The organism is Pseudomonas sp. NFACC04-2 (assembly GCF_900119265.1).
Lineage (GTDB): Bacteria > Pseudomonadota > Gammaproteobacteria > Pseudomonadales > Pseudomonadaceae > Aquipseudomonas > Aquipseudomonas fluorescens_AA.
The window spans coordinates 38,523-58,892 of sequence record NZ_FPJC01000006.1 but is presented as its reverse complement, the minus strand read 5'-3'; the positions used below and the strand labels follow the sequence as shown (position 1 = coordinate 58,892).

Sequence of the window (20,370 nt, the reverse complement as noted above, 5' to 3'; positions counted from 1 at the left end):
TGTAGAGGAGATGCACAATGGACCCACTCACTGGCGGTTGCCTATGCGGCAACGTTCGACTTGAAGCCTCAGGGCGCCCGTATCGCGTCGGTGTCTGTCATTGCCTCGATTGTCGCAAGCATCACGGGGCACTTTTCTACGCGGCGGCCGTGTTCCCCCAGGACGCGGTGACGATCGAGGGTGAAACCCGGGACTACGCCGGGCGTTTTTTCTGCCCTCGCTGTGGCTCGTCGCTGTTCGCCCGCTTTGGCGACGAAATCGAAGTGCACCTGGGGGCCTTGGATGCGCCCAATCAACTGATGCCCAGCTACGAATGCTGGAGCGTGCGCCGTGAGTCGTGGTTGCCGGCGTTTCCGTTCACCCGATGCTATGCCCATGATCGTGAGGGTGCGGGGCGGTCTGAGGAATAGATGCAATCAGGCCCGCCGCTTTCGCGAGCAGGCCCCCCACAACCGATCCAGATGTTACTCCTTGAGGAATGTCAGCAGATCCTGGTTCAGTCGGTCCTTGTGCGTTTCGGTCAAACCGTGCGGTGCGCCAGGGTAGACGATCAGTCGGGCGCCTTTGATCAGCGCCGCCGAGGCCCGGCCTGCAGCGTCGATGGGCACGATCTGATCGTCATCACCATGGATGACCAGGGTCGGCACGTCGAACTTCTTCAAATCGCCGCGGAAATCTGTCGCCGAGAACGCCGCAATCGAGTCATAGGTATTCTTGCTGCCACCCTGCATGCCCTGCATCCAGAACGATTGGATCAGCCCCTGGGATGGTTTGGCACCCTTGCGGTTGTAGCCGTAGAACGGGCCTGAGGCGATGTCCAGGTACAGCTGCGAACGGTTCTCCAGGGACGCCTTGCGCAGGCCGTCGAACACCTCGATAGGCAAGCCGCCGGGATTGGTGTCTGTCTTGAGCATCAACGGTGGCACCGAAGAAACCAGTACGGCTTTCTTCACTCGACTGGTACCGTGGCGACCGATGTAACGCGCCACTTCACCACCCCCCGTCGAGAAGCCCACCAGCGTCACGTTCTTGAGGTCCAGCGCTTCAATCACCGCCGCCAGGTCGTCGGCGTAGTGGTCCATGTCGTTGCCTTCCCAAGGTTGGCTGGAGCGACCATGCCCGCGACGGTCGTGAGCAATCACCCGATAGCCTTTCGAGGCGAGGAACATCATCTGGCCCTCCCAGCTGTCGGAGTCCAGCGGCCAACCGTGGCTGAAGGTCACGACCTGGCCGTCACGCGGGCCCCAGTCCTTGTAATACAGCTGAACGCCATCCTTGGTGGTGATGTAGCTGGCGGACTGGACCACGCTGCCGACCGCAGACACGCTTGCAGCGGCCTGGACCGACGATGCGGCCTCGGCGCTGAGAGTGGCCAATGCCAGGGTCGCGACAGCCAGGGTGCGGTTGAAGGTGTTCATCGTGTCTCTCTCCATAAGGTCGGTTTGATCTGCGGCGATCGTCATCGATCGCGTTGGTGGTCAGATTAGAGAGAGAGGCCGATGACGAGAACGGCGTGGGCATCGATAGCAACTATGGGAAAATCGGATAGCTGCGTTTCGCTTCGGTTGCCGTGATCATTTGTGGCGAGAGAGCAAGCTCCCTCGCCACAAAGTACTGTTCTAGCGCCCTGAAGTCGTTCTCAACCAAAAGAGGGCATCGGCCCCAACGAATTAAAGATCCACACGACCACCGCCACGGCCGCCAGCACCGCAACCACCGTGCTGATAAACACCCATTTAAGGATTTTCAACCCTTTCGACGGCTGGGACGTAAGGGCGAGAGCCTCCTCCGAGCGCCTCATTTTTTCGGCGCAGCGCGGGCAAGCAGCGTTTTCGTCAGAAATGACGGACCTGCATTGATCACAGATTTTCATGGGGCGAGGCTCATAAGAAGGGTGGCCCATCCTGGGCGGGTAAAAGCAGACGGTGCCCGAGCAAAACCCGTGGCAGCCGTCGCTTAATATTTGTAGACAATGCCCAGCCTGCCCATGATCTCCAGGACATTGACCAGGCCCAAGCCATTCATGGGCAGGCAGGCGAAAGCTTGGTATTCATCGAAGTGCGTACCAATGGCCAGCAACTTCAAGTCATGGGCCTCCAACTGTGCGTTGAAATACTGCAGGAGGGCGCGCTCCCAATCGTTGGCGCGGTTGACGGCATCGATGGCTTTACGTTCAGGCGAAGAGATTTCAATGCCCAGTTGCCGCAGCGGGGCCAGGGCATTGATCGCATCGACGCCGCAGGACGACCACTCCTTCCATTCGAACCCAGCCAATCGATTGGCCTCGGTGAGCGCTGACTCGACTTGCGTCCAGGCCCAATCCCACTGCCCGGTAGGCGTCGACAGGTTCTGAATGAGTGCTTGCGCGTGTGCCTCGTCGAACAGGCCTTCGAACAGATCGGCCAGGGTATCGGCCAAATCGGGCTGCGGCCCTTGCCCCAGGGTATCCAAGTCGTGGCTCAAGCGCTGCCACAGACTGCCCAGCTCGTCCCAGTCCTCGTCATCCATGTCGTCCTCGATCACCTGGGCCTTATGGCCGCGCAGGTAATTATCCAGCCGCGTCTTGCGCACACGCACGTGGCCCTCGGCGAGATCGACCTCATAGCTGCGGTAATCCAGATAGTTGGTCTGGAACACGATGCGGTCGAGGAACAGATCATGGGCGAGGCTTTCCTCCACGTCGAAATACGCTGCGCCTTCGACGTTGCCATGAGCGGTGATGATGCGTTGAAGCGACAGGGGATCGATAGGATTCATGTGGACTGGGATCACAGGGAGGAGGGCGCAAGGGGAGCGCCGCGTATCCGGTTCGCGCTGATCCTACACCAAGGTCCAGAGGTTGCTAAGGGGCGGAATGTGGACTGCGTCAACTGTCAGGCAAGTGTTTGGGTCTATGCTTACCTTGCCCTCTTGAATCAGGCCCATCCATGCACGAACACCGAACAGTCCACAGGGAGTACGCGTGAGACATTCGATATCGGTTGCAGCGCTGCTTTGCCTCTTGTTCGGCACAGTTGTCAGGGCCGAGCAGTATCAGATCGTCACCGAAGAATGGGCACCGTACAACTACCTGGAAAACAACCGGCTCACCGGCATGACCACCGAGATCGTCCGGGCCATTATGGCGCTGACTGGGGATGACTTCGAGGTGTTGCTGCAACCCAGCATGCGTGCCACCCAAATACTCAAGCATCGCCCCAAGACCATCATGTATTCCCTGTTTCGCACATCGGAACGCGAGTCGTTGTACAAATGGGTCGGACCCATCGTGGAAGAGTCCATCCACCCTTATCAACTGGCCAATACGCCCCCGCTGAACACCCTGGAACAACTCCTGAGTGCCCCGCAGATCACCACGCGCCACGCCGGCCTGATGCCCCAGAGGCTGCAGTCGCTGGGCTTCAACAACCTGGACAAAAGTGCCACCGAAAGCAAGCTGCTCTATCGCATGCTGCTTGCCAGGCGCACCGGCATCATTGTCGGCGACACCGATGCGGGCGTGGCTTACTACAGTCGCCTGTTGAACATCGCGCCGGGCACGCTGCGGAAAATTCCTATCGAGCTTTATCGTTCGTCGTTGTATATCGCCTTTAGCTTGGACTCTGAAGACGAAGTGGTCGCGGCGTGGACCAAGGCTTTGGAGCAGTTGCGGCGATCAGGGGAGCTGGAGCGGATTCGGCGGCGGTATGAAGGGCAGGTCGGGCCATAAGAGCGCACTCAGACGATCAGCACGACCTTGCCCTGGAGACCGCCGCGTGAAGCTCGTCGGTGCGCAGCCGAGGCTTCGGCCAGCGGATGGGTGCTGTCTATGGTGATATCAGGACGCTGTACGGCTTCAGCCAGCCCGGCGCAGTTGCCCGAGACTGATTGCGTCGATAGCAGAGTAGAGGGTCGTCCAAGAACCTTTCTTCGTTTCGTAAAGTGGCAACCAGACTAACCCGTGTCTATGGTTTTTGGCGACAGATAGCTATCGGAGGCATGGACATGGGTCAGAGCACTTCGCCCGCCGCTTCGGCTGTGGGTAACACGGGCATGGTAGCCACAACCTTATGGGGGTCGGACAAAATCGGCGGTATCACGGTCGATCCGGACGGTACTATCTGGCTTGGCGCCTACAGTCGCCTGGGGCTGGGGGGCGAAGAGGATTCAGGCTTCACCGGCAGCCTGGTCCGGTTCAATGCCAACGGTAGCCTGGACCGCAACTACAGTGGAGACGGTAAATCCCTCCTGCCTGTGACCCTCGATATCGAGGATGGCGGTAATGCCGCGGTGCAGCCGGGAGGGGGCTACCTGGTGACGCGATACGTGAAAGTAGGCGACGCCTGGGTGTCGGGCGTGAGTCGAACCTTGGCTGACGGCAGTCTCGATACGAGTTTCGGGAACGGCGGCGCCGCGACAGTGCCGTTTTACTGGAATGACTCTCTAGGAGAGCAGGCGTCGTTCTCTGTACAACGCGACGGCAGCTTTTTCGCAAGCGCTGGGTATCCCTCTGGGGAGATCCATATTGCCCGCTTCGACGCGACGGGGACCTTGGTCTCGTCTTTCGCAGAGGCTGGGATCCTGCACCTGCCAGCGTCCGTCGGCATTCGACCCAGCCGCACGATCGACGTCTCGCTGCAGGGAGACGGGAAGGTATTGGTCACAGGGCAGGATACCCTGACTCGTCTCAACCAGGACGGTACCCTGGATAGCAGCTTTGCCAACGGCGGCAGCCTGGCCCTGGATGTTCACGCAGACGCCCTCGTTATCCAGGATGACGGCAAAATCCTGCTGGCGGGGGCCTCGGGCGGCGTGGCGACCGTCATGCGCCTCAATGCCGACGGCTCGCTCGATACCGAGTTCGGTAATCAGGGGCAGGTGAGTTGGGGCTCGCAAAGCGCGCCTTTCGCAATAGCCGACATGGTCGTGCTGGCCGACGGCAGGCTGTTGATTGGCGCAAGCCAAGGCACGAACGCGGACGGCTATCTGGCCGCCCTGGTTCAGTTGAACCCCGACGGTAGCCTGGACCACAGCTTTGGTAATCCCGACGACGGCTATTACCACCTTGACGGGGGCCACAGTGATGACTTCTTGCTGGGTACTGACTCATTCGATGATGCGATCGTTGGCGGGGCCGGTAACGATCTGCTCGATGGTCAGCAAGGTCGCGACCTGCTGACGGGCGGTGCCGGGGCCGATACGTTCCGTTACCAGTCAGTCACTGACAGCTACCGAACCGCAACCGCGGCCCATAGCGACCGAATCACCGACTTCGACCCCAGCACCGATACGATCGACCTCTCGTCCCTGGGCTTGCTCGGGCTGGGCGATGGACATGACGGAACGCTGGCGATACGAGTCAATGAAAGCGGGACGCGGACCTACCTCAAGAGTTTCGATGCCAACGCGGAGGGGGAACGCTTCGAATTGGTCTTCGACGGTGACTTGAGCCAAACGCTGAATGAAACCAACATCCTGTTCCAGCAAGCCAGATTGATGGGGACCGAAGAAGCCGATCGTTTACAGGGCAACGCTCGAGGCGAAATCATCGAAGGGTTCGCGGGCGATGATCGCCTTTATGGAGCGCTGGGGAATGATGTATTGGTTGGGGGAGAGGGCCGGGATCTGTTGGTGGGTGGCGGTAACAACGATGTGTTCCGCTTCGACGCCCTGAGCGACAGCTACCGTACCGCCACCGAAAACCATACTGATCGGCTGATTGACTATACGGTGGGTGAAGACACGATCGATTTGTCCGCCTTAAGCTTTACCCGGCTGGGAAATGGTTACAACGGCACGTTGGACGTGGTTCTCAATGAAACCAAGAACCTGACTTACTTGAAGAGCTACGAAGCCGACGCTAGTGGGGCTCGATTCGAGTTGAGCCTGGTAGGGGACCACTCCAGTTACCGTAACTTGGACATCATCTTTGCCGAACCCCCGGGAGAGGAAGTCTTTCAATTGATCGGAGTGGCTGACCTTTGGGTGTAAAACGCTATACAGAACACGCGGAGCATGAATGCTTAGAGAGCAAGTTTCTGCGGCTAATTGATCCTGATGCGTTACATATGTGCTGCGGCATTGAGGTCAGAACGGCGGTCAGTGAGTTTTTGTGACAGCCGCGCGAATTTTTATCGTTTGCTGGATTGACAGCGCCTTCTTAGGATTTCCGCTGACCGACTGGGCTTGGCAACGATAATAAAAGAGGAATTCTCGATGACGCTTGCAAATAAGAAAGTCGCCGTAATTACCGGCGGCGCTATGGGAATTGGAGCGGAAGCGGCAAGTGCGCTGGCGAGCGATGGCCATCATGTAATCATTTGCGACATCAATACCACCGAGGCCGAACGTTTTGCGCAACAGCTGCGTGACCAAGGTTTCAGCGCCGATGCCCTCCAGATCGATGTCGGTACACCTGCCTCCGTGTCTGCTGCGTTCGAATGGATCGAGGCCAAGTTTGGGCGCTGCGATGTGCTGGTCAATTCTGCAGGCATCGCCAAAACCATGCCTTTCCTGGAATTTGATGCCGATGTCTTCAACCGGACAATGCTGATCAATGTCACAGGCACGTTCTTGTGCTGTCAGCTGGCGGCACGCATCATGCGTAAGCACGAATTCGGCCGCATCATCAACATTGCCTCCGTTGCCGGGATGCGCGCAGTGGGCAAAGGCCGGACGGCCTATGGCACATCAAAAGGTGCTGTGATCGCGCTGACAAGGCAGATGGCCGTCGAGCTGAGCGAATACGGAATCACCGCCAATGCCATCGCCCCCGGACCGGTCGATACGCCGATGACCAAAGAGCTGCACAGCGATGAGTTCCGTAAGGCTTACAGCAACGCCATCCCAGCGAAACGTTATGGCACCACGCGTGAAATCGCCGGAGCGGTCAGCTATCTGGCGTCTGACGTCTCCGCTTACGTAAACGGAATTGTCCTACCCGTGGACGGTGGCTTCCTTGCGTGGGGCGCTGGCGATATCTGAGTAGCGCTGCTATGAACAAAGGGGGCGCGTAATGACCAGGCACTCCCTGTGCGGCTGATCATTCGGCCGCCATTTCTTCTACGATCCACTTTACCAGGTCTGCTGTGTCGGCCCGCGCTCTGGCGTTGGGCGAGATCCACAGCACCAGTTTTTCCGGGCCTTCAACACAGCCAAACGGGGCTACCAGCGCGCCACTCTCCAGTTCCGCTTGCACCAGCATCCGCGGCACACAGGCAAATCCCAAGCCGACCTTGGCCGCTTGAATAAGCAGATAGAAATGCTCGAAGTATTCCAACTCAAGGGAATCGGGCATGGGCATCTGCAAAGCCGAATACCATTCTTTCCAAGCATGCGGGCGAGTCTTGGTCGCCAGCAGCTTCTTGCCGCTCAGGTCGCTCACTTGCTGCACACCTGAAGCCTTAAGGTAATCAGGCGAGCATATAGCCCCAATCCATTCATTGGCCAAAGGGATCGGCGCGATGCCGGGAGGTGGGACAATGCTCTCCAAGCGTATCGCCACACTGACGCCATCCTGGGCAAAGTCGATTGGACCGTGTCCGGTTCTCAAGCCCAGCTCCATCGTTGGAAAGTTGCTGTGCAACCCGGCAAGTCTTGGTAGCAACCAATGCATCATGATGGACGCCGAACATGAAAGCTCCAGAGGTTGAGGGCGCACCTCATCAATACTTTGCTGGATCAAGTTGAATGCGCGGCCCAGGCCGGCGGCAAGGCGTGCGCCTTCGGGAGTCAGTTTGGTGCCATGCGCGTTACGCGTGAGCAAGACGACCCCCAGCACATCCTCAAGCGCCCGAATGTGTCGGCTGATAGCACCGTGAGTCACGCAGAGGGCATCAGCGGCTTCGCCGAAGGTGCCTTTCCTCGCAACCATTTCGAAAGCTCTGAGTGCGTTGAGAGACGGTCGCGGAGGGGATGACATGTGCTGCACCTCATTGAGCAGGCCATGGCGACCAGAGCGCGTGTCGAACCACAAGCCTAATGTGAGTTTTTCTCAACTTAGCGGGAAATCATATCGTTAGCCCGTCAGCAGGGTCAATGTATATTCGAGGTGAAGGCCACCCCTGCAAAAGCGGCCATTTGAATATAAAAAAAGTAAAGCCAAGGTGATTATCTATGGTCGATCAAACAGCTGGGCGCGAAGAGTTTACGGCCCGCTTCTTCGTAGAGAGCAGTTACCCGATTGAGCGGGTCAGCGAGGTCATCGCTGGCGAGCAATCCAGCGGTACATTCATTGCCTTGCCCGGCGAATCAGCTGAATTGAAAGAACGTTCACGGGCCCGTGTGGTGTCCGTCAAGCCTCTTCCAGCGGTCACCAGTGCTTCGTTGCATAGCGAATACCTGGCTAGGCACAATCCTTCGGCGACGTACTATCGCGGCGAAGTTGAAATCGCTTTTCCAACGGCCAATATCGGTCCGAATCTTCCTGCATTGCTGACCACCATTGCGGGCAATTTATTCGAGATAGGTGAAGTCAGCGGTTTAAGAGTGCTCGATGTCGATCTTCCGGCAAAGTTTGCCGCTGGCTTCCCGGGCCCCCAGTTCGGTATCGAAGGGACTCGTAAACTGTGCGGCGTTCATGACCGCCCCATCATTGGCACCATCATTAAACCCAGCATCGGCCTGACACCTGAGCAGACCGCTACCGTGGCCGATGAGCTGTGTGCTGGTGGTATTGAGTTCCTCAAAGATGATGAACTCTTGATCGACCCGACCTATGCATCCTTCGATGCGAGGTTGAATGCTGTCATGCCTGTACTTCACAAGCATGCAGATCGCCTCGGCAGGATGCCAATGTACGCGATCAATATTTCTGGGAGCATTGATGAAATGCTCCGCCGCCACGACGCCGTGCTGGAGTCGGGGGGGACCTGCGTCATGCTCTGCCTGAACTGGGTTGGGCATTCAGGGGTCGAGCACATCCGTAAGCATTCCCAACTACCTATTCACGGCCATCGCAACGGCTGGGGTGCCTTTACCCGCAACCCACAGCTGGGCTTTTCGTTTGACGTCTATCAGAAAATCTGGCGCCTGGCTGGCATCGATCATCTGCACGTCAATGGCATCCAGAGCAAATTCTGGGAACCGGATGACTCAGTCATTGCCTCGGCACTGAGCTGCCTGACCCCGTTTTCGGGCGTCCAACCGATTTTGCCGGTTTTCTCTTCCGGCCAATGGGCTGCGCAAGCGCCAACGCTTTTCGAAAAGCTGCAGTCGGTAGACCTCATGCACCTGGCGGGCGGTGGAATTATCGGCCATCCCCTAGGTATCGGTGCCGGCATTCAGAGTATGCGCGAAGGATGGGAAGCGGCGACTCAAGGCATACCCTTGCAACAGTATGCAGAGGGCAGACCCGCACTAAGCGCCGCCTTGGCAAAATTCGGAGGCGTATGAATCATGCGTTCAACCAATACGCCCAGGCTTCGTCTGGTGTTTTACGGTGACGACTTCACCGGCTCGACCGACGCTTTGGAAGTCCTTACCGCAGCTGGCCTGAGATGCGCACTGTTTTTGGCGCCACCGTCGCCCGAGTTGTTAGAAGAGTTGGGTGGTTTCGACGCTATTGGTATCGCTGGCGATAGCCGTGCGTTGTCCAATGCTGAGATGGATGAAGTGCTTCCAGACTTATTTGAAGCAATCAAGCGCCTGTCCCCGGACCTTGTGCATTACAAAGTCTGCTCCACGTTTGATAGCGCTCCCGACGTGGGCAGCATCGGTCATGTCATTGAGCTCGCATCACGCGCCTTTGGGGTAAAAGGGGTGCCAATCATCGCGGGTAACCCAGCCCTGGGCCGTTACTGCGTGTTCGGCAATTTGTTTGCGCTGTCCAAGACCGACCACTGTGTACACCGGATCGACCGCCATCCCGTCATGCGAGCCCACCCCATCACGCCTATGGGAGAAGCCGATCTGAGTGTTCATATCGCCCAGCAAAAGAATTTATCGATCGCGAAAATCGACATCCGTCAGCTTGACCCACCTGCCGACTTGCCGTCCTTGATCCGCCAAGCCTCTCTGAGCCATGACGCGGTTTTGATCGATGGCACTACCACTGCGCATATGACCCTCGCAGGGAAAGCACTCACGGATATCTCTGGCAGCATGGCGCCGTTATTTGTGGTTGGCTCTTCCGGTGTTGAATATGGATTAACGCAGCACTGGCATTCGGTGGGACTGATAGATGCCTACCAAACTCAGGTCACGGCGCTACAGCCGATCCGGCAAGTGTTGGTCATTTCTGGAAGTGCATCCCCGTTAAGTCGCGCTCAAATCGACACCGCTATCTCTAGTGGATTTGTCGAACTGGCGGTGGATGCGGCAGCAATCCTCGCAGAATCACGTGAAGAAAGGATGGTCCAGGATGTGGTGGCGACGGCAGTAGCGCACCTTGAAACCGGGCGTTCCGTGCTGATCCATACCGCAAAAGGTCCGGATGACCCGAGAATCGAACAAATGATCGAAGCGATGACCGCCAAAGGACTGCTTCGTGACGAGGCAAAAATCCGCGGCGGTAAGCAATTGGCTGTGGAAATGGGCTACATCGTTCTGGACATTCTTAAGGCGTATCCGCTCGAAAGACTGGTTATATCCGGTGGTGATACGTCAAGTCAGATCACTAAGATTCTCGCCCCTGAAGCATTGGTTATTAAATCCGATCTCTCTCCCGGTGCGCCCCTCTGTCAGGTGCGCTCAAACAAACCGTACTTGGACAATCTGGAAATCGCCTTAAAAGGCGGGCAGATGGGTGACCAAGACTACTTCGTAAAAGCGCTCACAGGTAAGAGCTAACTTCCGTTCAAGGACAGGAACACGCTTGCATATTTACAATAACAATAGGTGAAACTATGCAAACCTCACTTTTAAGTAACAACGAAACTCATCATGAGCATATTGATGATGAGAAGAAAAAATCCATGAGAAATGTTGTTGCCGGGAGTCTGTTCGGCACAGCGTTAGAAACCTATGACCTCTATTTGTACGGTACCGCGGCGGCGCTGATCTTCGCTCCTCTGTTCTTTCCTGGCACCGATGAAGCCGTCTCAAGACTCGCCTCGCTAGCGTCCTTCGCCATATCATTCGTCGCACGGCCACTGGGTTCGCTGGTGCTTGGACATTTCGGCGACCGGATAGGCCGCAAGAAATTGCTCTACCTTACGCTGATCATCATGGGCTTGAGCACCGTCGGCATTGGCTTGCTGCCTACCTACGCGAGCGTAGGAATCTGGGCACCCATCATGTTGTGTGTGCTGCGCTTCATCCAGGGCTTCGCTTTTGCCGGAGAATACAGCGGTGCAGTGCTCATGCTACTTGAGCATGCACCCCGGCGAAAACGTGGCTTTTATGCAGCCATCAACAACATTGGTCCGGTGTTCGGGTTCATCGCCTCGGCGGGGTTGCTGCTGATCGTCAGCAGTTTATTGTCGGTGGAGGATTTCTATAAGTGGGGATGGCGCATTCCATTCATCGCCAGTCTGGCTCTGTTGGTCGTCGGCGTCTTCGTACGGTCCAAAGTTGCCGAATCTCCTGTGTTCGAAAAGACCGCCGAAAAGCGCGCGGCAGCCAAGGGGCCGAACCTGTCACCTGCCATGCGCCTGTTCACCAAGTATCCTAAACAGTTACTTTTGGTCGCAGGTGCCAATATCTGTCATTTTTCGACATTTTATCTTTTTACCGTGTTCGCATTGAGTTACGGCCAGAAGGAACTGGGCCTTTCCAATGCCTTTGTGCTCTCGGTAGCGATGGTCGCTATCTGCACGCACCTGGTAATTGTTCCTTTCGCCGGAGCAATGGCCGATCGACTGGGTCGACGCACCATGATGTTGATCGGCTTCGCGGTGACTGCACTGGCCGCGTTTCCCTTCTGGCAGCTATTTTCCACAGGCCAGTTCCTACCCATGGTCTTGGGCTCATGCCTGTTCATGACCGGCTACGGCTTGGTATACGGTGCTGTGCCTTCATTCACCGGCGAGGCATTTGGACCCAGCGCACGATTCACCGGGTTCGCCATGGCCACCAATGTCGGTGGCATCATCGGTGGCGGCACGGCGCCCATCGTCGGCGCCTATCTGCTCAGCCATTATGGCTCGCCCTACGCCATCTCGGTCTACACGGTAGTGCTCGCAGCAATCTCTGCCTTGTGCGTCTACCTGTCTGCCGAAACCCGAGCGATTGACATCACTGACGAATAATACCCCCCGCTAATGCCCACAGCCGCACGCTTGCTCGACTCAGCAAGCGTAACGCCCTCCAGGCATAAGCGGGCGCAGACCACATTTATCAGTAAGCGGGTCAGACTAACTGGTCGGAGCGATCACACCCTGGGCCGCAAGGACGAGATCCGCTGCCCGTTCGCCAATGACCACGCAAGGCGCCATGGTGTTGCCGACGGTGATTCGGGGCATGATCGAGGCATCCGCGATCCGCAATTGCTCGATGCCATACACGCGTAGCTGATGGTCGACCACAGACATTTCATCTCGGCCCATTTTCGCGGTGCCGGACAGGTGCCAATAAGACACGGCAGAATTGCGAATGAACTGCTCCATGGCTCGGTGCGTTTTCGGTCCGGGCACCACCTCGCGTTTTACCAGGTGGTGGAAGGTTTCGCTGTTGCCAAGTGCCCTGCAGAGGTCGATCGATGCAAACGCCGCCGCCATATCCTCGGGCGCGCTCAGCGAGTTCGGCTCGATGAGTGGAGCATCCGAAGGCCCGGCGCCCGATAGACGCAGGCGTCCTCGACTGACAGGTCTGGCCAGCCCTGCGAACATCGTCCAACCCTGTTGCGGTGGCTGGATACCCACTTCAGCCGGGGAGGGCACCGCAAATTCAAGCTGACAATGCAGCAGGTCTGGCACGTCCAGGCGACTGTCGCTTTTCCAGTACAACGTGGTTTCACAACCGCCGCCACCAACCGCCTGGGGTTGCAGGTACTCCCAGGTACAGCCAAAGGCAATATGGTCCTGAAGATTCTGACCCACGCCGGGAAGGTGACTGATCGGGACGATGCCATGGGGGCGCAGCTCACTCTTCGGGCCGATGCCTGACTGCATGAGCACCTTGGGCGTGTTCACCGCGCCCATGGACAAGACGACTTCGGCTTCAGCGAAGAAGCGGTGCCGTTGCCCTTCGATGATCACTTCGACACCGACCGCCCTTGTGCCGCTAAGCAGGACACGGGCTACCAGTGCACCGGTGAGAACGGTCAGATTCCGTTGGTGCAGCCGTGGCCGGATGTAGGAGTCGTAAACGGATTCGCGCCTGCCCTGGTTGATGCGCAGATCGGTGATCGCGGCCCCGCCAGGACCTTCCATCATCGCTCCGTTGGGACTGTCATATCGGGGGATGCCCAGACGACTGGCCGCTTCCAGGGTTGCCCTGGCGAGGGGTTGAGGCGAGGCCGGCTGCTCGACATGCACGGGGCCACCTGAACCACGCCGTGCGGCATCCGGGCGGCCGTGCCAGTTCTCGATCCTGCGGTAGTAATCCAGTACCGAATCGTATCCCCAGTCGCAGTCGCCGGACTCGGCGGCGAAGTAATCCCAGTCCGATCGATGCCCGCGAGCCCAGACCATTACGTTGATGCTGGAGCCACCTCCGAGTCCCTTGCCCATGTTCAAGGGAAGACGACGACCGTTGAGGTAGGGATTGGGTTGTCCCGCGAATGCCCAGTCGCGCTCTGAACCGAGGTTCAGCGGCCACTGCGCAGGCTCTACAACCTCAGGGCCGGCGTATTCGTTGCCTGCTTCAATCAACAACACGCGTGCGTTGTCCTGTTGGGCAAGGCGGGCCGCGACCACGCAGCCCGCCGTACCCGCACCACACACGATGAAGTCATAGTTCCGATCACGCCGATGATTCATGCGTCCGTCCATATCGATGCAGCGGTTGGGTTCAGGGTTATCAGGGGGGCCGCGTCGCAGCGATCACTGCTCGCCGACGCTTTTCACGGCCTCGAGAATCACCTTGGCCACTTCGGCCGGTTGCGACTGCTGGGGCACATGGCTGGTGTGCACCTGCGCCAGGGTGGCGCCGATACGCTTGGCGGCGGAACGCTGGACATCGGGATGGATCATCCGGTCCTCGGTGGCGAGCAGATACCAGGACGGTTTGGTCTTCCAGGCAGAGACGCTTGTTTTGTCCTCGAACGCGGATGCCTTGATGGGGCCTTGCGTCGCGGTCATCACGGCGGTCTGCGCCGCGGGAAGATCCTGGGCGAAGTCCTTGGCCATGCCTTCCGGGGTCAAATAGAGGAAACCGTTGCCGTCAGCCTTGATCTGACTGATGCCCGGGGGCGTGGGCGCGCCTTTGCCTTGTTCGCCGCTGGTTTGGCCGACATCGGGAGCGAAGGCGGCGACGTATACCAGGGCGCGGACTTTCTTGTCGCTGCCGGCCTGGGTGATCACGGTGCCGCCCCAGGAATGACCGACCAGCACGACCGGGCCCGGTTGATTGTCCAGCGTTCTTTGCGTGGCAGCGACATCGTCGGCAAGGGAGGTGAGTGGGTTTTGCACGACCGAAACGGCAACCCCCTTGGCCTGCAGAAGCGGCACGACCTTGGCCCAATCGGAGCCGTCGGCGAACGCGCCGTGTACGATGACCACCGAAGGTGTTGTATCTTGGGCCTGGCTGATACCTGCGGCCAATGTGCTTGCAAGGGCGAAGGCGAGGGTGACGGCTTTTGATCTGAGTGTTTTCATGGGATGAACTCCTGTGTGGGAGCTCAATTCTGCTGACTGGCCTGCTTAGTGGGCATCGGTCATTTATCCGACCCCAAGGCATTTTTCATGGATAGTGCGTTGCAACTGGACATTTCATTGAGCGCAGCGCTGCGGACGATCGGCCAGGTCGGGGACCTCAGCATGGGCCAGCCACTCGGGCATTCCCGACGCGTTGCCGCACTGGCGCGCAGGCTGGCGCAGGCCTTACACGGCGATGGCGAGCACCTGAGGGTGGCGGAGCAGGTCGCCTTGCTGCGCTGGTCCGGCTGCACTGCCAACGCCGAAGGGTTTGCGGACCTGCTCGGTGATGACGTCGACGGCCGCCGCGCAATGCTCGACCTGACACTGAACAAAGAAGCCATGAACGCGGTGCATCAGGCGATCCCGCTGGCCGTCGTGCATTGCGAGGTCTCTGGCCAAGTCGCGAAAACCCTCGAACTGGGAGCCGCTGTCGAGGCAGGCTTGTGCCGCGTATTCGAAACCTACGATGGGACTGGCCGGCCGCTGGGCTTGACCCATGAACACATTCCGGAGGTTGCCTATCAGGTGGTGCTTGCCGGTGATCTGGATATTCTCAGTCGAGCACATGGCTTGGACGCGGCGCTGCGCTGGATCCACGACCAGTCGGATCGGCGCTATCCCGCTGCCCTCGCGTCGTTGCTCATGGCTAACGCCAAGGCGTGGCTGGCAGACCTGGAAGCCTCCTCCCAAAACCCGACCCATGGGGAGACCGAACGCTCGGTCTCGCTGACCTTGGTGGGGGACGTGATTGACTTGAAGCTACCCTGGCTGGCGGGGCATTCGCGGCGGGTGGCGCATGTCGCCGTGGAGGCTGCACGCTTGTGGGGGCTAGGTGAACCCACCCAGACAGCGCTCGGAAAGGCGGCCCTCGTCTACGGTCTGGGTCGGGCAGCCGTTTCCAACCAACTCTGGAATACCGCCGGGGCACTTCCCTATAGCGCCGCGGAGCGGGTGCACCTGGTTCCCTACTGGACACAACAGGCGCTGAGGCCTATCAGTGAGTTGGCCGTGCCTGCTGAGATCGCCGCCCATGCCTACGAACGGCTCAACGGCAGTGGCTACTTTCGAGGCGTGATGGGGGATGCCCTGTGTGCCGAACATCGATTGTTCGCCACTTCCGTAGCCTGGGTCGCACTCAGGGAAGCCAGGCCATGGAGGGCGGCCTACGGTGAATCCGAGGCGGCCAGGCTGCTGGGGCAGGATGCCGCCAATGGCTTGTTCGACAAGGCTGTGTGCGAAGCGGTTATCGCCGCTGCACGTGGCGAGCGGCGGGCTCATCAGCCGAAGGGTTCGTTACTCACCGCACGGGAGTGTCATGTACTCCTGGAAATCAGCCGTGGCGCCAGTAACAAGCAGGTAGCGCGACTGCTGGACATCAGTCCGAGCACCGTTCGCACCCACATGGAAAGCATATTTCGCAAACTGGAATGCTCGACCCGAGCTGCCGCGACCCTGAAAGCATTGACGCTGGGCTTGATCTCCTGATGCCGAGCCGCGGCAGATCGATCATTCCTGGGCGGACGAATTGGCGTGAGCCCGGCGATGAATGCCTTGACCACGCTTGGTTCATCGAATGTGAGCGGGGCCCACACTCCGCGCGTTCTTTTTTGGTGTGATTGAAAGTCATTATCATTTGATATATTCTCGCGACTCCTCCTCGCTTGAGTCGCTTGCGTGTCCAGGCCATCCGATCCTCATTCCACCGACGGCCAGTTCGAAAGCCATTCGAGTGAACTGCTGCGCTTCCTCACTCGGCAGGTGAAGTGCGCAGAACTGGCGGCCGACCTGCGCCAGGAGACTTGGTTGCGCTTTCGCCGGCGCGAGTCCGGGCAAGAGATCGGTAATCTTCGTGCGTTCCTCTATCGCATCGCGCGCAACCTGATCATCGACTACCGCCGTCAGCAAAAATCCCGCCCCGTCGAGGAGGAGATATCCATCGAATTGGTCAGTGCCCAGCCGGGTCCGGAGCGAGCGGCAAGCGACGCCCAGCGCCTGGAGCGACTGCAGCGCGTGGTCCAGGATTTGCCACCGCACCTGCGCCAGGCGTTGTTGTGGAATCGCCTGGACGGGCTGACCCAGCGTGAGATTGGCGAGCGCCTGGGGGTCTCGGAAAGCATGGCCGGACGCTATATCCTGAAGGCCCTCGAACACTGCCAGCAGCAGATGGACCCGCAGCCGTGAGTCATCCTTCACTTCTCGATCAGGCCCGGCACTGGCAGGTGCTGCTGCATTCTGGCCGTGCCACCGCTGCCGATCGCGCTGCCGCGCAGGCCTGGCGCCAGGCGGCGCCCGAACATGAGCAGGCATTGCGGGAGGTGGAAGGGCTGTGGTCGTTGCTCGGCCAGATAGAGCGTCCGGCCGAGCTGCCCCAGGTGCGCGTGCTGCCTCGTCGTCGACTGTGGGCGGCTCCACTGGCCTGCGCTGCGATGCTGTTGCTCGCCCTGTGGCTGCCACGCGGTACCTGGATTGGCCTGTATGCCGACATCAGCACCCAGCCGGGCGAGGTGCGCGAGTTGCGTCTGGCGGATGGTTCGCTGTTGACCCTCAACGGCGATTCGGCGCTGGACTGGCAGTTTGTCGAGGGTCGCCGCGAGGTCAGGTTGTACCGCGGCGAGGCGGATTTCCAGGTCGCCCATGACCCGGCCCGACCGTTCACTGTCAGGGCCGGCGATGCGCGCATTCGCGTCACCGGCACGCGCTTCGATGTGCGTCTGGAGGAGGGTGGTGTCGACCTCGCGGTCAGCGAGGGCCGAGTGTTGGCTTCCAGCGAGGGACGCGAGCCGCTGCCGGTGGTCAGCGGGCAGCAGGTGCAGTGGCGCGGCGGGGCGCTGCAAGCGCCGCGGGCATTGGATGCGCGCCAGCGCTTGAGCTGGCAGCGCGGTAAGCTGGTCTTCCGCGACCAGCCGCTGGAGCAAGTGTTCGCCGAGCTTGAGCGCAGTCAGTCTGCGCGGGTGCTGTTCGTCGACGAAGCCGCTCGCCGGCTGCAGGTGACCGGCGTGTTCGCCCTTGACGACCCACAGGCGGTGTTGAGCGCTGTGGAAACCACTTTGCCTGTAAGTCTGGTGCGCCTGCCGGGGTTGATTCTGGTCACGTCCCGCCGCTGAGACCCGCGCCGCGCCTGGGCCTGCAAGAAAACCGAAATATTTGGGCGGCGATGGTTCAGAAATCAGCGGCGCCTTCGTCTTCTCTCCTTGCAAATGCGACTTCTTCGTATTGAAAGCCAAGGACATCAGCATGCGGTCGACCCCCTTCCTTGCGGCGCTAGCCGTTCTTCCCCTGGCCATTGCCGCCGCCCAGGCGCAAGCCGTCGAGCTCGACGTGCCTGCCCAGCGGCTCGATGCGGCGCTCACCGATTTCGCCGAGCAGGCCGACGTGCGGCTGCTCTATGACGCCGGCCTGACCCGTGGCAGCGCCATGGTGCCGGCACTCAAGGGCGACTATTCGGTGGTCGACGGCCTGCAGCGGTTGCTGGAGGGCAGCGGCCTGACCTTCCAGACCGGCAACGACGGCACCATCACCCTGGTGCCGCTGCCCGAGCAGGGCGTGCTGGAGCTGGGCCCGACCACCATCAGTGGGCTCGCCGAAGGCCGTGTCGACCTGCCGGCCGAGTACGCCGGTGGGGAGGCGGCGCGGGGTGCCCGCATCGGCGTGCTGGGCAACCAGGACATGCAAGATGTGCCCTTCGCCTTCTCCAGCTACACCTCCGAGCTGATCGAGAAGCGCCAGGCGCAGACCTTGGCCGATGTGCTGGCCAGCGATCCGGGCGTGCGTCAGTCGTTCGGCTTCGGCAACTTCTCCCAGGTGTTCGTCGTGCGCGGGTTCCAGCTGTTCAGCGACGATATTGCCTTCAACGGGCTGTACGGCATTCTGCCGCGACAGATCATCTCCACCGAGTCGGTTGAGCGGGTCGAGGTGTTCAAGGGGGCCAACGCCTTCGTCAATGGCGTGTCGCCGTCGGGCAGCGGTGTCGGCGGGGCGATCAACGTGGTCTCCAAGCGTGCCGAAGACACCCCCACGCGCAGCGCCACCCTGGACTATGCGAGCGACAGCCGAGTGGGTGGGCACCTCGACCTGGGCCAGCGCTTCGGCGAGGACAACCGCTTCGGCGTGCGGGTGAACCTGGCCCAGCGCGAGGGTGAGACCGCGGTGGACGATGAGCACTCGCGCTTCAGCCTGGCCACCCTCGGTCTGGACTACCGCGGTGACCGCCTGCGCCTGTCCGCGGACCTTGGTTACCAGAAGCAACGGGTCAATGAGGGGCGCTCGGTGGTCTACCTCACCACGACGGGGCCTAGCAGCACACTCAACGGCAAGACGCCGTCGGCACCCGACGCCGACCACAATTACGCGCAACCCTGGAGCTGGTCGCAGCTCGAAGACAGCTATGGCATGTTCAGCGCTGAGTACGACCTGTCGCCCACGTGGACCGCCTACCTCAGCGCAGGCGGCAAATACACGCGGGAGAACGGTGTCTACGCCTCCAACTACGTCTACGGCGCAAATGGCGACGCGCGTATCGGCCGCCTCTATTCGCCACTGGACCAGGAAACCCTGAGCGCCGTCACCGGGCTGCGCGGCGAACTCGCCACCGGGCCGGTCAGCCACAGCATCAACCTGGCCGCCAACGGCATCTGGCAGGAGAAGCGCAACGCGTTCGAGACCACCGCGGCGGGCAGTCGCGGCTTCGGTAATCTGTATCAGGGCCAGCCCGTCGCCGAGCCGCCGGCCACCAGCGTCTCCGGCGATATCCATGACCCGGACACCACCGCCAAGGTGCAGAACCGTAGCCTGGCGGTCTCCGACACCCTGGGCTTGCTCGACGACCGCGTGCTGCTGACCCTGGGTGTGCGCCGCCAGTCCATCGGCGCCGACGCCTGGAGCGCGGCCAGCGGCGCCCGCACCTCCAACTATCAGGAAAGTATCACCACGCCGGCCTATGGCCTGGTGATCAAGCCCACCGAGTACCTGTCGCTCTATGCCAACCGCGTCGAGTCTCTGCAACAGGGCCCTACCGCGCCGGCCGCCGCACTCAACAACGGCGAAATGTTCGCGCCCTATCGCTCCAAGCAGACCGAAGTGGGTGCCAAGCTCGACTGGGGCACCTTCGGCGGCAGCCTCAGCCTGTTCCGCATCGAGCAGCCCCAGGGTGTGCTCGGCGGCGACGGCTACTACCGAGTGGATGCCGAGCAGCGCAATCGCGGCGTGGAACTGAGCCTGTTCGGCGAGCCACTGGATGGCCTGCGCCTGCTGAGCGGTGCCACCTGGACCAAAGCCGAACTCAGCGGCACCACCGGTGGCCGCGACGATGGCAACCAGGCGGTGGGTGTGCCGAAATTCCAGTTCAATCTGGGCGCCGACTGGGACGTGCCCGGCCTGCCCGGGGTGAGCCTGAACGGCCTGCTACTGCGCACCGGCGGCCAGTTCGTTGACAGCGCCAACGACTACAGCATCCCCGCCTGGACCCGCGTCGACCTGGGCGCGCGCTATCGGACGAAAATGGAGGGCCGCGGGGTGACCTTCAACGCGATGCTGGAGAACGTTGCCGATGAGAACTACTGGGCCTCGGCCAATGGTGGTTATCTGACCCAAGGGGCACCGCGTACATTGAAGGTGTCGGCTACTGTTGATTTCTGAGGTTGTTGGCGATTAAAGA

17 protein-coding genes are annotated in these 20,370 nt (G+C 60.1%); 11 read left to right on the top strand and 6 right to left on the bottom strand.

What is annotated here, in order from left to right:
• Positions 1 to 17 precede the first annotated feature (17 nt).
• Entirely contained in the window at positions 18 to 410 is a 393-nt protein-coding gene (locus tag BT125_RS10595; RefSeq protein ID WP_072406714.1) for a GFA family protein, read from the top strand.
• A 54-nt stretch (positions 411 to 464) separates the two neighbouring features.
• On the opposite strand, the gene BT125_RS10590 is transcribed toward BT125_RS10595, so the two are convergent.
• From BT125_RS10590 to BT125_RS10580, 3 genes are all read right to left on the bottom strand, one after another.
• On the bottom strand, positions 465 to 1,418 hold the full coding sequence (locus BT125_RS10590) for an alpha/beta fold hydrolase (RefSeq protein WP_072406712.1): 954 nt from the start codon (positions 1,416 to 1,418) through the stop codon (positions 465 to 467).
• 221 nt (positions 1,419 to 1,639) lie between these two features.
• A complete protein-coding gene (locus tag BT125_RS10585; RefSeq protein WP_072406710.1) occupies positions 1,640 to 1,873 on the bottom strand; it encodes a hypothetical protein in 234 nt (77 codons plus the stop codon).
• An 83-nt stretch (positions 1,874 to 1,956) separates the two neighbouring features.
• Positions 1,957 to 2,757: a DUF6630 family protein gene (locus BT125_RS10580; RefSeq protein ID WP_072406708.1), complete on the bottom strand. Its 801-nt coding sequence runs from the start codon at positions 2,755 to 2,757 to the stop codon at positions 1,957 to 1,959.
• A 205-nt stretch (positions 2,758 to 2,962) separates the two neighbouring features.
• Here BT125_RS10580 and BT125_RS10575 point away from each other — a divergent pair, with 205 nt between their 5' ends.
• The 3 genes from BT125_RS10575 (at position 2,963) to BT125_RS10565 (ending at position 6,963) form a co-directional block, all read left to right on the top strand.
• On the top strand, positions 2,963 to 3,709 hold the full coding sequence (locus BT125_RS10575) for a substrate-binding periplasmic protein (protein ID WP_072406706.1): 747 nt from the start codon (positions 2,963 to 2,965) through the stop codon (positions 3,707 to 3,709).
• Positions 3,710 to 3,984: 275 nt separating this feature from the next.
• A complete protein-coding gene (locus BT125_RS10570) occupies positions 3,985 to 5,970 on the top strand; it encodes a M10 family metallopeptidase C-terminal domain-containing protein (RefSeq protein WP_072406704.1) in 1,986 nt (661 codons plus the stop codon).
• A 225-nt stretch (positions 5,971 to 6,195) separates the two neighbouring features.
• Positions 6,196 to 6,963 (top strand): SDR family NAD(P)-dependent oxidoreductase, encoded by a 768-nt coding sequence (locus BT125_RS10565; RefSeq protein WP_072406702.1) that lies wholly within the window; start codon positions 6,196 to 6,198, stop codon positions 6,961 to 6,963.
• Positions 6,964 to 7,021: 58 nt separating this feature from the next.
• On the opposite strand, the gene BT125_RS10560 is transcribed toward BT125_RS10565, so the two are convergent.
• Positions 7,022 to 7,900, bottom strand: a complete 879-nt coding sequence (locus BT125_RS10560) for a LysR substrate-binding domain-containing protein (protein ID WP_072406700.1) — start codon at positions 7,898 to 7,900, stop codon at positions 7,022 to 7,024.
• A 194-nt stretch (positions 7,901 to 8,094) separates the two neighbouring features.
• Between BT125_RS10560 and BT125_RS10555 the strand changes: the two genes are divergently transcribed.
• The 3 genes from BT125_RS10555 to BT125_RS10545 are packed head-to-tail and all read left to right on the top strand — an operon-like array spanning position 8,095 to position 12,167.
• Positions 8,095 to 9,372, top strand: a complete 1,278-nt coding sequence (locus BT125_RS10555) for a ribulose-bisphosphate carboxylase large subunit family protein (protein WP_072406698.1) — start codon at positions 8,095 to 8,097, stop codon at positions 9,370 to 9,372.
• Positions 9,373 to 9,375: 3 nt separating this feature from the next.
• The gene (locus BT125_RS10550; protein ID WP_072406695.1) at positions 9,376 to 10,767 is read left to right on the top strand and encodes a four-carbon acid sugar kinase family protein; all 1,392 of its coding nucleotides are present in this window, start codon (positions 9,376 to 9,378) and stop codon (positions 10,765 to 10,767) included.
• Between the two features lie 56 nt (positions 10,768 to 10,823).
• Positions 10,824 to 12,167, top strand: coding sequence for an MFS transporter (locus BT125_RS10545; RefSeq protein WP_072406693.1), 1,344 nt, complete (start codon positions 10,824 to 10,826; stop codon positions 12,165 to 12,167).
• Between the two features lie 105 nt (positions 12,168 to 12,272).
• Here the strand turns inward: BT125_RS10545 and BT125_RS10540 are convergent, their stop codons facing one another.
• Together BT125_RS10540 and BT125_RS10535 are read right to left on the bottom strand one after the other, a co-directional pair.
• Positions 12,273 to 13,838, bottom strand: coding sequence for a GMC family oxidoreductase (locus BT125_RS10540; protein WP_072406691.1), 1,566 nt, complete (start codon positions 13,836 to 13,838; stop codon positions 12,273 to 12,275).
• 63 nt (positions 13,839 to 13,901) lie between these two features.
• Positions 13,902 to 14,675, bottom strand: a complete 774-nt coding sequence (locus BT125_RS10535) for an alpha/beta hydrolase (protein WP_072406690.1) — start codon at positions 14,673 to 14,675, stop codon at positions 13,902 to 13,904.
• An 87-nt stretch (positions 14,676 to 14,762) separates the two neighbouring features.
• Here BT125_RS10535 and BT125_RS10530 point away from each other — a divergent pair, with 87 nt between their 5' ends.
• The 4 genes from BT125_RS10530 to BT125_RS10515 all read left to right on the top strand — a co-directional run bounded on the left by BT125_RS10530 (position 14,763) and on the right by BT125_RS10515 (position 20,351).
• A complete protein-coding gene (locus tag BT125_RS10530; RefSeq protein WP_072406688.1) occupies positions 14,763 to 16,202 on the top strand; it encodes an HD domain-containing phosphohydrolase in 1,440 nt (479 codons plus the stop codon).
• 189 nt (positions 16,203 to 16,391) lie between these two features.
• Entirely contained in the window at positions 16,392 to 16,898 is a 507-nt protein-coding gene (locus BT125_RS10525; RefSeq protein WP_072406686.1) for an RNA polymerase sigma factor, read from the top strand.
• Positions 16,895 to 17,821: a FecR family protein gene (locus BT125_RS10520; RefSeq protein WP_072406684.1), complete on the top strand. Its 927-nt coding sequence runs from the start codon at positions 16,895 to 16,897 to the stop codon at positions 17,819 to 17,821. The genes BT125_RS10525 and BT125_RS10520 overlap by 4 nt, the downstream gene beginning before the upstream one ends.
• 130 nt (positions 17,822 to 17,951) lie before the next feature.
• Complete coding sequence (locus tag BT125_RS10515; protein WP_072407067.1) at positions 17,952 to 20,351, top strand: TonB-dependent receptor; 2,400 nt, start codon at positions 17,952 to 17,954, stop codon at positions 20,349 to 20,351.
• The last annotated feature ends 19 nt before the right edge of the window (positions 20,352 to 20,370 follow it).

What these genes read in the sequence shown, in the direction of transcription:
- BT125_RS10595 (WP_072406714.1), top strand. Translation starts at nt 18, where the DNA reads ATGGACCCACTCACTGGCGGTTGCCTATGCGGCAACGTTCGACTTGAA.
- BT125_RS10550 (WP_072406695.1), top strand. Translation starts at nt 9,376, where the DNA reads ATGCGTTCAACCAATACGCCCAGGCTTCGTCTGGTGTTTTACGGTGAC.
- BT125_RS10530 (WP_072406688.1), top strand. Translation starts at nt 14,763, where the DNA reads ATGGATAGTGCGTTGCAACTGGACATTTCATTGAGCGCAGCGCTGCGG.
- BT125_RS10515 (WP_072407067.1), top strand. Translation starts at nt 17,952, where the DNA reads ATGCGGTCGACCCCCTTCCTTGCGGCGCTAGCCGTTCTTCCCCTGGCC.
- BT125_RS10590 (WP_072406712.1), bottom strand. Translation starts at nt 1,418, where the DNA reads ATGAACACCTTCAACCGCACCCTGGCTGTCGCGACCCTGGCATTGGCC.
- BT125_RS10545 (WP_072406693.1), top strand. Translation starts at nt 10,824, where the DNA reads ATGCAAACCTCACTTTTAAGTAACAACGAAACTCATCATGAGCATATT.
- BT125_RS10560 (WP_072406700.1), bottom strand. Translation starts at nt 7,900, where the DNA reads ATGTCATCCCCTCCGCGACCGTCTCTCAACGCACTCAGAGCTTTCGAA.
- BT125_RS10555 (WP_072406698.1), top strand. Translation starts at nt 8,095, where the DNA reads ATGGTCGATCAAACAGCTGGGCGCGAAGAGTTTACGGCCCGCTTCTTC.
- BT125_RS10565 (WP_072406702.1), top strand. Translation starts at nt 6,196, where the DNA reads ATGACGCTTGCAAATAAGAAAGTCGCCGTAATTACCGGCGGCGCTATG.
- BT125_RS10580 (WP_072406708.1), bottom strand. Translation starts at nt 2,757, where the DNA reads ATGAATCCTATCGATCCCCTGTCGCTTCAACGCATCATCACCGCTCAT.
- BT125_RS10540 (WP_072406691.1), bottom strand. Translation starts at nt 13,838, where the DNA reads ATGAATCATCGGCGTGATCGGAACTATGACTTCATCGTGTGTGGTGCG.
- BT125_RS10570 (WP_072406704.1), top strand. Translation starts at nt 3,985, where the DNA reads ATGGGTCAGAGCACTTCGCCCGCCGCTTCGGCTGTGGGTAACACGGGC.
- BT125_RS10585 (WP_072406710.1), bottom strand. Translation starts at nt 1,873, where the DNA reads ATGAAAATCTGTGATCAATGCAGGTCCGTCATTTCTGACGAAAACGCT.
- BT125_RS10535 (WP_072406690.1), bottom strand. Translation starts at nt 14,675, where the DNA reads ATGAAAACACTCAGATCAAAAGCCGTCACCCTCGCCTTCGCCCTTGCA.